This is a genomic window from Chitinophaga sp. (assembly GCF_036566945.1).
Classification (GTDB): Bacteria; Bacteroidota; Bacteroidia; order Chitinophagales; family Chitinophagaceae; genus Chitinophaga.
Genome location: NZ_DATCVJ010000740.1, coordinates 1 through 12,899, shown reverse-complemented (window position 1 = coordinate 12,899; position 12,899 = coordinate 1). Strand labels below are relative to the sequence as shown.

The window sequence follows — 12,899 nt, the reverse complement described above, 5'->3', positions numbered from 1 at the left end:
AGCCTAAAGGGTAAGCACCCTGGGCATGACAAGTCGTAGTATAAATACTATCTACTTCCACCGAGTGGATGTTGGAAAGAGAGCCCTGGTGATAATCTCCCGTATTGATATAAATATGTGATGGCATATGCAACAGGTGACCGGCACCCGGTACCAGCGTTTCCAGCAATTTCGCACTGGCTAACGCCTTTTCGGGAGTAGCAGAGGCTTCCAGCGCATGTATATAAAAGTGATGCGCACCAGGATGATCGGGATGCTGCTGCATGAGGTGTTCCAGTACTTTCATTAACGCCGGCGTCCACGCCTTGGGCGTCTTGGTGGCTTTATCATAAAGATCCCAGGGATGTAAATCCATCATCGCCTCTGCATACAATGCGCCGATATCCGGATCGGAAGGATATTGATCATAGACCGTTTTCATGGCGGCGGCATATGCTTTATCCAGCCCGCTGCGGTCAGCGTTCGGCTGCGGCGTATAGCGTTTGGTCATGGCATTGATCAATGCTTTTTCTTTTGGCGTGCAGTTACCGGAAAGCGCCGTCGCTTTACTCACCGCTTCGTAAGCACGTTGAAGATTATCATCTTCCATAGCAGCATTATAATTCGGTCCTAACACATACGCAAAGCCCCAGTAGGCCATGGCACAGCTAGAATCGAGCTTGGTGGCTTCAAAAAATGATCGGGCAGCTTCGGCATGATTGAAACCATAAGCCAGCATCATCCCCTGATTAAAGTAAGTTTGTGCTGCTTTAACAGTAGTGGAAATTTTAAAGTCAATGCCTTCCAGCCCTTTAAATAAAGGCGCCTTTTTACCGGACGTGTACCAGTCCTTATCAGTGGTACGCGGAACATAACATCCGATGGACCGGGGCACACTATCGGCGGCCTTGTTTTTATCAGACCTGGTGTGGTTACAGGAAAAGAACAAAAATGCAGTAATGATGGCCATGCATATTTTTCTCATAAATGTTTGATTGCGAAGATGAACAGATTTTGGGGCGACGATCTTGATTATAAGTACAGATGTATAGCTGGTATCGGGTAGGGGAAAGCCTGTCTACTTAACAGTAATTTACAAAAAATCTTCCGTTATCAAAAAAACGGTCATCTTCCTTCACTATTTATAAAAAGGCTGCGCCCAAAGTAAAATTTTACTTTGGGCGCAGCCTCTTCTACGGTGGTTGTTTATTTTATCAACGTAATATTTCCCTTGAACTCAAATTTTTCTCCGCTCTCACATACCGTTTGCATGGAATAGATATAGGTGCCCAAAGGTGCTTCCCTGTTATTGGTGCGGCCATCCCAGCCTGCGGAAGGTACATTGATCTGGAAGTGCGTCCGCTCAAATACCAGCGTGCCCCAACGGTCATAAATCCGCAGCCATTCAATTTCTTTTACGCCTTTTCCTTTAGGATAAATCCGTTCATTCCGGCCATCATGATTAGGCGTAAATGCATTCGGCATAAAGATGGCGCTCTGCTGGCAAAGTACATGCACCATCACTTCATCAGCTGCTTTACAACCATACACATTTTCTACTGCTACTTTGTAAAGGGTACTAAGATTAGGGAGAGCCTGTACCCGCTGACAGCTGGCGCAATCCAGGTATTCAGGAGGGGTCCAGCTCCAGCGGATTACGTCATTGCTGTTGTTGCTCGCCAGAAACACCGGTATACCCGCCATCGTTTGCCGGTCTATGCCGGCATTCACTACTGGTGTTGGATTTACCCGCACGGTGAGTGAAGTCTGGTCCGAGAAACAATTATCTTTATCATAACCGGTTACTTCATACGAATACTGGCCGGTACGGTTGATGGTGGCAACAGGTGTAGAAGAGGAGGGCTTGTCGATCCCCAATCCCTGCCATGTATAATAATCCGTTCCCCATGCCCGTAATGGCAGCTTATCTCCCAAACACAGAATAGTATCCGGTGTAGCATGTATCGTAAAAGGCTGCACCACCCGTATTTTCACCTCGTCTGTATTTATACAGCCTTTAAGATCCGTTACTTTTACGTGATAGGTAGTCGTCACAGTGGGAGCGGCTTTGGGATCAGGACTAACCGGATTATCCAGCCCGGTAGCCGGCGTCCATTCATACACGCTTCCACCACCGGCGTGCAGCACGACGCTGTTATTCAAACAAATAAATTCAGCAGGTGAACTGGCTTTAATATCCGGCAGCGCTAACACATTCACCGGATGGGTGGTTTTGTCAACGCAACCATCCGCGCTGGTAACGGTCAGCGTTACGGTAGCATTGCCGGTCTGCGCATACGTCTGTGCCGCCGGTTGCTGTACCTTACTGGTGTTGGTATTCCCGAATTCCCAGTCCCAGGTTACGTCTGTTGTCCTGGTAACACTGCCGCCAAAGCTAATAGGGGCATCTTTGCATACTTCATCCGGGCCGGTGATCGCAGCTAACGGTTGAGGATATACGTTATAGGATTCTTCCACGGTTTGTTCGCAGCCATATTTGGTGGTAGCGGTAAGACCAAATTTATAGCCCCCCACTTTATCCAGGAAAAATTCAGGCGTAGTGGTATTAATATTTTGCGGTGTCAGCGCAGCATCATAAGTCCAGGTAAAGACCGGTGGTATATTCAGTTCCTCCACAGAATAGCTGTTGAATACCGGCGCAAAAGTCAGTGTACCTTCCCCGCATATTTTTGCCGGGTTAGGATGTAGCTTAATATCCAGCTGATCTATCACAATGGGATGATCCAGGAAAGCATTGCCTTTACATCCGGCATCATCTTTCAGTAACAGTTGCGGCTTATAAATCCCCGGCTCGGTAAAGCGATGCGTGATTTCCAGTTTATCTGTTTGCTCCACGTCTCCGTCGGTAAAATCCCAGCTGAAAGAAGTAGCATTTTCAGGCTTTACCGTGAAGGATATTTCCTTTTCCAGGCATCCGCCTTCGGCACTGGTAGTAATGGTGGCATACGGCCCCTTTACCACCACTATTTCGGTATATTCATCTTCTGTATCAGCAATACCGGTTACTTTCAGGGTTACTTTATAGTGGCCGGCAACGGTATAGGTGTGCACCGGGAACGCCTGATCAGAAGTACCCCCGTCACCAAAGTCCCAGGAACAGGTATTGTAGTTAATAGAAGTATTATTAAAACGGAAAATCATCGGCGCACAGTTACTGCCGTTTACAAAAGTACCGGTATACGTGAATCCTGCACCCACTGCAGATACTTTGATATTCCTGGTTTTTTCATCCGTACAGCCGTTATCATCTTTAATCTGCAGTGTTACCGGAAATACGCCTTTGTCAGGATACAGGTGGTTTACGTAATATGGATCGGTAGACGTATTACCATCACCCAGATCCCATTTAAGCTCCGTAATATTGCCACCTATATCATAAGAAGCATTATAGAAATTCACATAGCCGCCCGGCATCACCACATAAGCATCTGCATTGAAATCGGCTACAGGTCCATTCACCTGTAAATACTTGCCGCTGAAAGTATTCACACAACCATCGTTGTCCGTGACGGTAACAGAAGGGGTGTAGTTACCCGCCACCGCATAAGTATGTTTAAAGGGACCGTTGGTATAGGTTTGAATAGCCGAATTATCACCAAAGTTCCAGGTCCATTTTTTGATGCCGGCGCTATTGGTCACATCGGTATTGTCGGTAAACGTAAGCTCTGCTCCCTTACATTGGATTTGTGAAGGCAGGTTGTAATCCGCCACCGGCCCGCGTACCGTAATGTCAACATTGTTGCTGCTGTTAAAACAACCGAGTCTGTCCTGTACCTTTAAACTCAGGGTATGCTTCCCCGGTGGAAGATTCGGAAAGGAAATGCTGTTGTAGTAGTTGTTCCACCAGGTATCTACTCCATCCATTTGCCAGTAATAAGGCCATGAGCTATGTATACTCGCATCTTCAGCTGTTACTTTTCCGGTCAGCGTTTCATTACTGCATAAATTGGTTTTGTCTGCCGTAATTGTTACGGGAGATGGAGCTATAATGGGTACCTGGGAACTCAGGTACGTAGTACAATGACCATCAGAAGTAGTCAGCTGTATGGTATAAGTACCGGATTTGGCATAAGTATGCGTGACAATATCACTGTGAATAGTATAAGATGTATCTGTTCCGTCTCCCCAGCTCCATTTCCAGCTGTTGGCACCGAGAGAATTCTCGGTAACGCTAACGGTGGTACGCTGATCACAATTTACCGGGTTAACGGTAAAGCGCGGAAAAGGCGTCACTGTTTTGATATATGCTTTTTTGGTTATCGTATTCGGACAGGTACCATTGGTAACGGTTAAGGTAATATCATAGTAACCAGGCTCTGAATAACTATGGGTAATGGTTTTGCCCCATCCCCAGCTACCATCTCCGAAAGACCAGTACCAATCGGTACCAACGTCAGATTTGTCCAGGAAGGTAGTTTGTGAATTACCACATACTTCGGGTGCATTGGGGGAGCTGAACTCCGGTGTTGGTTTTTTATACACTTCCATGCGGGAAGGTACACTGACAGTTCCCGTACAGCCGTTCACGGTAGAGTATTGCAGGGATACGGTATAAAAGCCGGCTTTGGGAAAAGTGTGTGTGGGTGCCGGATCTGGGGAAGTACTGCCATCGCCGAAATTCCACAGATAGGTTTTTATCTGATCACTGCTGCTGCTACTGGCATAGAAGCTGGCGGAGAATCCTTCACAACCGTTGTAGCTGTTGGCACTGGCGTATATGGTTGTTTTGTTGATGCTTAAATAAGTATTGGTGCCAGCCGTGCAGCCGTCTTTACTCGTTGCCCGCAGGCTGATATCGAAAAAGCCTTCCCGGTTGTAGACATGTGTGGGACTCTGCAGGGTGGAATTTTGTCCATCTTTGAAATCCCAGGCCCAGGAAACGGCGCCGGTGGTATTGCCGGTGAAGTTAACCGTAGCAGGGATGGCGCAAATCGGTTTATTGTCGGTGACGATAGTGGCAGTGGGCGTTTGTTTGGCATCTACCGTTTTTTCTACTACATCCTGACAATTACCATACATGGCCGTTACTTTTACTTTTACGGGCCCGGCAACACTGGGATAGTAAGTAGCAATATTATTCCAATCCGCCCAGGTGGGCTGCCCGTTCACTTCCCAGTTGGTGCTTTGCGGTTGTACAGGAGAAAAGGTTGCCTGGAAAGTGGCGCCCTGGTTAGTACAAACTAACGAAGGTACCGTCAGGGTAGTGGCATAATTGCCCACATTGATATCGTTCACAGTTTTGGTGGCAGTGCAACCCCGTTCATTGCTAACGGTGAGTTTTATACTATGTGTGCCTTTGGTCGCAAACGTATGTTTGCCGGGATCTTTCGCCGTGCTGGTACCGCCATCATCAAACTCCCATTTATACGCCAGTGTACCGGGCCCCGAGGAGGTATTCGAAAACAACGCATCAACAGGTGCTTTACAGAGCACTTTTTCTGTTACATTAAAATCAGCATTGATCGCTGCTACCACATCCACTGCTTTGTCCAGGACTTTGAAATTCGTACACCCGTAGCTGTTAGTAACGGTGAGGAGTACACTATATATCCCTGGTACGGTGTAGGTATGACTGATAGAACTACCTGCATTTTCCGCCGCGCCACCATCACCAAAATCCCAGCTGTAGCTTTGCAGGGTGCCATCTCCGGGCTTGGATTTATCGGTAAAGGTGGGCGTAAACGATACACAGCCTTTGGCGGAAGATACACTGAAATCTACGATTGGTTTAGATCTTACATGTATGTAGTCCACCTTGGTTTCGGTCTTTGTACTGCCATCTGCATAGGTTACTTTCAGGGTAACCGTATAGTTGCCTGTCTTTACATAAGTAGCTGCAGGATTCTTTTTCGTACTGGTATTACCGTTACCGAAATCCCATTGCCAGGAAGCCGGGCTGCCGGTAGATAAGTCGGTAAACGTAGTACTCACGGATTCGCAATCACTCACCACTGAAGCCGAAAAATCTGCTTTTTGCTGTGCCTGAGCACTGTGAATATTGAAAAAACTGACTAACAGGTAGAGCATCAGGGAGCAAACAATGTTGCGCTTGGCAGGGAACAGGTACATCGTGTGAATAGGTATAAGACGCTAAAATTAAGCATTTCCTTCCTATTTTTCCGAAGCAGACCATCACTGGAATATTATGCTCTCGCTATACGATTAATGCTTAATTTTAAAGGACTTAAAAGCAACGGATTATGTCACATTTGTTCAGCCCTTTTTCATTGAGGGAAATTGTATTCCGGAATCGTATTGCGGTATCACCGATGTGTGAATATTCTTCACAGGATGGATTTGCCAATGACTGGCACCTGGTACACCTGGGTAGCAGGGCCGTAGGCGGCGCGGGACTGGTACTCACAGAGGCGGCAGCCGTGTCGCCGGAGGGCCGTATTTCCATTCATGACCTGGGCATCTGGAAAGAAGAACATATTGCCATGTTGCAGCGAATCACTGCTTTTGTGGCCGCACAGGGCGCCATACCAGGTATACAACTGGCGCATGCTGGCCGGAAAGCCAGTACCCTGCGGCCCTGGGAAGGCAACGGTGCGCTGCCGGCAGCAGAAGGTGGCTGGCCCGTGGTAGCGCCCAGCGCCATCCCGTTCAATGACGTATATCCGTTACCGGAAGCGCTCACGGAAACGGGTATACGCAAAGTAATCAGCGATTTCCGGGCCGCGGCAGTTCGTGCGCTGCAGGCAGGATTTCAGGTGGTGGAACTGCATGGGGCCCATGGATACCTGCTACACAACTTTTTATCTCCACTCAGTAATCATCGGACAGACGAATATGGTGGTGCATTTGAAAACAGGATTCGCCTGCTGGTGGAAGTGGTAGAAGCGGTACGTTCTGTATGGCCGGAGCAATACCCGCTGCTGGTCCGGATCTCCACCACCGACTGGGCCGAAGGAGGCTGGAACTCAGCCGAATCCGTGCAGCTGGCCACTATCCTCAAAGGGAAAGGGGTAGACCTGATTGATTGCTCTTCCGGCGGACTGGCGGCACATCAGCAAATCAAAGTGGGACCACTGTATCAGACACCCTTTGCAGAAAAAATCCGCAAGGAAGCCGGTATTGCTACTGGCGCGGTAGGCATGATCACCACCGCTGAAGAAGCAGAGTCCATCATCGCAGAGGGGCGTGCAGACATGGTGCTGATGGCCCGTGAACTATTGAGAAATCCCTACTTCCCTTTACATGCCGCACATGAACTGAAGGCTGACATCAAATGGCCTATACAATACGAGCGGGCAAAGATGCGGAGGTAGATTATGAATTATGAATTACGAATTACGAATTACGAATTACGGAGTTGTGGGTAGACCTACGCGAATACTCCGCTATTGTCTACCCACAACTCCGTAATTCGTAATTCGTAATTCGTAATTATTTCAGAATCGCCTCAATGGCATCCAGTTCTTCTTTTGTAAAAGTAGTATTGCGCAGGGTATCCAGGTTGTTATCCAGTTGTGCAACAGAGCTGGCGCCAATTAATACCGTGGTAATACGCTTATCTTTCAGTATCCACGCCAGCGCCATCTGGGCCAGCGATTGTCCGCGTTGCTGTGCTAACGCATGCAGCTTTTTCACTTTCTCAATTTTTTCCGGTGTCACATCATCTTCCTGCAGGAAACCGGTAGGTTTGCTGGCGCGGGAGCCTTCCGGAATACCTTTCAGGTAGCGGTCTGTCAGCAAGCCCTGAGCCAGCGGAGAAAAGGGAATACAACCCACGCCATTGGCTTCCAGTACATCCAGCAGTCCATGCTCCACCCAGCGTTCAAACATGCTGTATTTAGGCTGATGAATAAGGCAGGGAGTACCCAGTGATTTTAAGATGGAAACAGCTACGGCGGTTTGTTCTGCTGTATAATTGGAAAGCCCTACATACAAGGCTTTTCCCTGTTGAACAATGCTATGCAGCGCGCCCATCGTTTCTTCAATAGGCGTAGCCGGGTCCGGACGGTGAGAATAGAAGATATCCACGTAATCCAGTTGCATGCGGCGTAAGCTCTGATCAAGACTGGATATAAGGTATTTACGGGAACCCCAATCGCCATAAGGGCCAGGCCACATGGTATAACCAGCTTTGGTGGAAATAATCAGTTCGTCGCGCAGGTGACCGGTGAAATCCTGTTTGAGTACCCGGCCAAAAGTTTCTTCCGCACTACCCGGTACCGGACCGTAATTGTTGGCCAGGTCAAAATGGGTAATGCCTTTATCGAATGCATTCCGGATAATGCTCCGGCCATTCTCAAAATTATCAATAGAGCCGAAGTTGTGCCATAATCCCAACGAAACGGCTGGTAGCCTGAGGCCACTCTTACCGCAACGGTTATAGGTCATACTATCGTATCTGTCGGCTGCAGGTGAGTATTGCATGGAATTTTAAATTTTAGGGAGACAAGATAAAAAATAAAAGGGAAACATACCCCTATGGTACATTTCCCTTTTGTATACTATTTTTTATGGTAATTAGTGTGTTTCTTCGATCGGAACGCGTTGTGATGCCAGCTGCGTCAGCTTATTACTTTCTCTCAGCTTTTTGGGTATAGGACGGATTTCCCATACAATACCCAATGCACCTAACGTTTTGATAACATAGTAGGTAATATCGAATTCCCACCAGTAGAAACCCTGTCTGGCCGCACTTTGATAATAGTGGTGGTTGTTATGCCAGCCTTCTCCCAAAGTAACGAGTGCCAGGATAGCACTGTTGCGGGATTCATCTCCCGTATAATATCTTTTATTACCAATTTTGTGCATCAGGGAGTTAATGGTAAAAGTACCATGGTACAACAGCACGGTGCTCATAAAGAACCCGATCAGTACAGTGGACAAACCTGCAGTCCAGTCGAACCAGCCAGCGCCATTCACTTTGTTACCGATAAAATATACCGCTACGATTAATACCACAGCAGGTACCCAATGCCATCTGTTCAGCCATAATAATTCCTTGGCTTTGTGATCTTTGATCAGGTCGAAACGGGTTGGTTTGTACTCTGGTCCCATGATCCAGCCAATATGTGCATACCAGAATCCGTACACATTTGCAGAGTGAGGATCTTCAGGTGTATCACTGTGCTTGTGATGGATACGGTGATTAGCTGACCACCATAAAGCGCCCTTCTGTAAGCTGCTCTGCGCACCTCCAGCCAGAATAAACTGGAAGAATCTTGAAGTTTTAAATGCACGATGAGAGAAGTAACGATGGTAGCCCGCCGTCACAAAAAACATGCGAATCACGTACAATACACCACATAAGATCCAGTCAAATGCCGTAGTACCGGTAAAAAATGCTAATAAAGGCACCGCGTGTATGCCCATGAAGTCTGCCTGGTGCCACCAGTTTGGTGGTTTTCTGTCTTGCTTGATCGCCTTATTCATTCCACAAAGATAATTTCCGTCGGTTGTTTAATTTATGATTTAAATCAGTTGGGCAAAGTTAAGTGCTTTCCCCGGTTTTTCCGTGGCTATATTCTACCGAACTTTTTATGACAGGATGTGTTAGAGGAGGACGTAGTACTATCCTTTATTAATATTAAAGTAATTATTATGTCACAAATCATCTCGGCTATTCGTAATAATGTGAAGTTTTGGTGGCTCTATTTGCTCAATGGGATCATATTTCTCCTGGCAGGCTTTGTTGTTTTCTCCAATCCGTTCAGCAGCTATATTCTGCTGAGCATCTTTTTCGCCGTCACTTTATTTGTGACAGGGATCTTTGAAATAGCTTTCGCCCTCAGCAACCGTAAACAACATGTAGGGTGGGGCTGGTCCCTTGTCTCCGGGATTGTGGATGTGGTGATTGGCGTCATCCTGATCAGCTATCCCTCCGTTAGTATGGCGGTGATCCCCTTGTTCCTGGCCTTCTGGTTTATGTTTAAAGGTATCAGCCTGATAGGTTTTTCCATTCAGCTGCAAACAGACAAAATTCCTAACTGGGGATGGCTGCTGTTAGGTGGTATTCTCCTGATTATTATCTCTATCGTGATCCTGGATAATCCGGCCCTTGGCGTAGCGGCAATACTGGGACTGATGGCCGCTGCCTTCTGGGCAACCGGCATACTCAGCATCATTTTCTCCTTCCGTTTGAGGCATGTAAAGAAAGAACTGCTGGGGAGAGCGTAAAGCATAAAGCAGAAAGCAAAAAGCTATTGAAGCGATTGACCTAAAGGGACATCCTCCGTTCTGGTCAATCGCTTCAATAGCTTTTTGCTTTCTGCCTTCTGCTTTCTGCTTTTTTTTAATATATTGGGACTATCAAAATCTAATCTCTTTCGATGAAACGCAACAAAATCTATGCTATCGCGTCCTTGTTATTATGCGCCGGGATGCAGCAGGGAGTGGCCCAAACAACGTCTAAGTATGACCAACACGAGGCTTTTGCTCCCTTGTTTTATCCCGCCCCTGGTAATGAATTCCGCAGTGCCGGCGGACAGCCAGGCCCAAAGTATTGGCAGAATGCTGCCGACTATAAGTTGGATGTAACCCTGGATACTTTACAGCACCGCATTAGCGGCGCAGTAGTAATCACTTACAAAAACAACAGCCCCGATCAGCTGCCCTTTTTATGGCTGCAGCTGGACCAGAACATTTACCGGGAAGACTCCCGTGGTTCCGCCACAGTAGCTGTTTCCGGCGAACGTTTTGCCAACAAAAATTATACGAAGGGCTTTGAACTGAAAACAGTCAGCATCATCAGCAACGGTAAAACCATCGCCGCCAACTACCTGGTGAACGATACCCGTATGCAGATTAAACTGGCAGAAGCCATGAAAACAGGGAGTTCTGTGCAGATTAAGATCGAATACGCCTATTCCATTCCGGAATATGGTACCGATCGTACCGCCCGTTTGCGCTCCGCCAACGGATGGATATACGAAATTGCACAATGGTATCCCCGCATGGCCGTATATGATGATGTACTCGGATGGAATAATATTCCATACATGGGCGCATCAGAGTTTTATCTCGAATACGGCAACTTCGATTACAGCATCACTGCCCCCGCCAATATGGTTATCAGCGGTTCCGGTCAGCTGGTAAATGAAGCGCAGGTATTATCACCCAAAGAAATCAGCCGTCTCGCTAAAGCCCGCAACAGTGATCAACGGGTGTTTATCCGTGATAGCACAGAAATTAATACCGGCACGGCCAAAGGCAACCGTACCTGGCATTTCGTATGTCAGAACTCCCGTGACGTAGCCTGGGGAGCCTCCGGCGCCTTCATCTGGGATGCCGCCCGCATTAATTTACCCGGTGGTAAAAAATCCCTGGCCATGTCACTCTATCCGCTGGAAGTAGCCGGCAGCAATGCCTGGGGCAGATCCACCGAATATGTAAAAGGCTGTATTGAACACTATTCCAATCAATGGTACGTATATACTTATCCGGTAGCCACCAACGTGGCCGGTACGGTAGGAGGAATGGAATACCCGGGTATCGTTTTCTGCTCCTGGAAATCCAGCAGAGGCGGCCTGTGGGGCGTTACCGATCATGAATTCGGCCACAACTGGTTCCCCATGATTGTAGGCTCCAACGAACGTAAATATGCCTGGATGGATGAAGGCTTTAATACCTTTATCAACGGGATCTCTACCAAAGCATTCAATAAAGGAGAATACAGTACCCCGCAGCAGATACAAAGAATAGCGCCCATGTTGTTCTCTTCCAGGGCAGAACCTATTGTAACTACCCCGGATGTACTCGATATGAACTACCTGGGCGTAGCCGCCTATTACAAACCAGGACTGGGTTTGAGTCTGCTCCGCAATGAAATTCTCGGACCTGAGCGCTTTGATTATGCCTTCCGTGAATACATTAAACGCTGGGCATTTAAACATCCAACCCCCTGGGATTTTTTCCGTAGCATGGAAAATGCTTCCGGCGAAGACCTGGCGTGGTTCTGGCGTGGCTGGTTCCTCAATACCTGGAAACTGGACCAGGCAGTAAAGGGTGTGCAATATGTAAAAAGTGATCCCGCACAAGGCGCCATGATTACGTTGCAGAACCTGGAACAATTACCCATGCCGGTAACGATAGCCATCAAAGATGTGAATGGTAAAACAGATACCGTACGCCTGCCGGTAGAAGTATGGCAACGCGGTGCTACCTGGACTTTCCTCTATCCGTCTACTGTGAAGTTAAGCAGTGTGGTAATCGACCCTGCCGGGAATTATCCTGATATCAACCCGGCTAACAACAGCTGGAGAGCAGATGCCGGTCAGCCAATACCCGCCGGTACTACGGCAACGGCTATATTAAATAAATATATCAACGCCGTAGGAGGTGCCGACAAACTGAAAGCTGTAAAGGACCTTACATTGCTGGAAACCGGCAATGTAAGCGGTACCGAGGTGGAATACGCCATGAAAGTGAAACAACCGGACAAAGTGCTGAACACGGTATTTGTTCCCGTGGCTAATCTGACCGTTATAAAACTGCTGATCAACGGAAACAATGTTTCTATGTCGCAGAGCGGAAAGGAAATGCCGCTTAGTCCGGCCGACAAAGCAGCGCTGAAAGATAAATACCAGCTATTCCCGGAATTGTATTTTGCAGCACCGGAAAATAATGCCAAGCTGGAAATCGGTCCATTGCAGGAAGATGTGAACGGCGTACCTACTTATGTTGTCAGCGTAGCTACTTCCAACGGTGCTTTACTCCGCTATTATTTTGATGTCAAAACCGGCTTCAAAGTACGTGGGGTATCACTCGCCGGACAAGAAGGCGGTAACACGGAATCCGTGACTGACTACGGAGATTACCACGAAGTGAACGGGATCATGTTTCCGTTTAAGATCACTACCAGTATTGCCGGGTATAGTACCGATATGACAGTGAAAACAGTGACCGTGAATAGTGGATTAGGTGACGATATTTTTAAATAGAGCGTA

At 47.6% G+C, this 12,899-nt stretch carries 7 protein-coding genes; 3 read left to right on the top strand and 4 right to left on the bottom strand.

The genetic code is table 11. The features are described 5' to 3' along the window. Both VIP81_RS22255 and VIP81_RS22250 read right to left on the bottom strand, forming a co-directional pair. Positions 1-964, bottom strand: a 964-nt coding sequence (locus VIP81_RS22255) for a hypothetical protein (protein ID WP_331966556.1), incomplete at its 3' end; no start/stop codon positions are given. A 221-nt stretch (positions 965-1,185) separates the two neighbouring features. Further along, a complete protein-coding gene (locus tag VIP81_RS22250) occupies positions 1,186-6,069 on the bottom strand; it encodes a PKD domain-containing protein (protein WP_331966553.1) in 4,884 nt (1,627 codons plus the stop codon). 131 nt (positions 6,070-6,200) lie between these two features. Between VIP81_RS22250 and VIP81_RS22245 the strand changes: the two genes are divergently transcribed. Continuing rightward, positions 6,201-7,271 (top strand): NADH:flavin oxidoreductase/NADH oxidase, encoded by a 1,071-nt coding sequence (locus tag VIP81_RS22245; RefSeq protein ID WP_331966551.1) that lies wholly within the window; start codon positions 6,201-6,203, stop codon positions 7,269-7,271. Between the two features lie 118 nt (positions 7,272-7,389). Here the strand turns inward: VIP81_RS22245 and mgrA are convergent, their stop codons facing one another. Then, positions 7,390-8,382 carry an L-glyceraldehyde 3-phosphate reductase gene (gene mgrA, locus VIP81_RS22240; protein WP_331966548.1) on the bottom strand — a complete coding sequence of 331 codons (993 nt, stop codon included), beginning with the start codon at positions 8,380-8,382 and terminating at the stop codon, positions 7,390-7,392. A gap of 93 nt (positions 8,383-8,475) precedes the next feature. After that, positions 8,476-9,387 carry an acyl-CoA desaturase gene (locus VIP81_RS22235; protein ID WP_331966545.1) on the bottom strand — a complete coding sequence of 304 codons (912 nt, stop codon included), beginning with the start codon at positions 9,385-9,387 and terminating at the stop codon, positions 8,476-8,478. Between the two features lie 168 nt (positions 9,388-9,555). Between VIP81_RS22235 and VIP81_RS22230 the strand changes: the two genes are divergently transcribed. Together VIP81_RS22230 and VIP81_RS22225 are read left to right on the top strand one after the other, a co-directional pair. Further along, positions 9,556-10,131 carry an HdeD family acid-resistance protein gene (locus VIP81_RS22230; RefSeq protein WP_331966542.1) on the top strand — a complete coding sequence of 192 codons (576 nt, stop codon included), beginning with the start codon at positions 9,556-9,558 and terminating at the stop codon, positions 10,129-10,131. A 152-nt stretch (positions 10,132-10,283) separates the two neighbouring features. After that, positions 10,284-12,893: a M1 family metallopeptidase gene (locus tag VIP81_RS22225; RefSeq protein ID WP_331966539.1), complete on the top strand. Its 2,610-nt coding sequence runs from the start codon at positions 10,284-10,286 to the stop codon at positions 12,891-12,893. Positions 12,894-12,899: the final 6 nt, after the last annotated feature.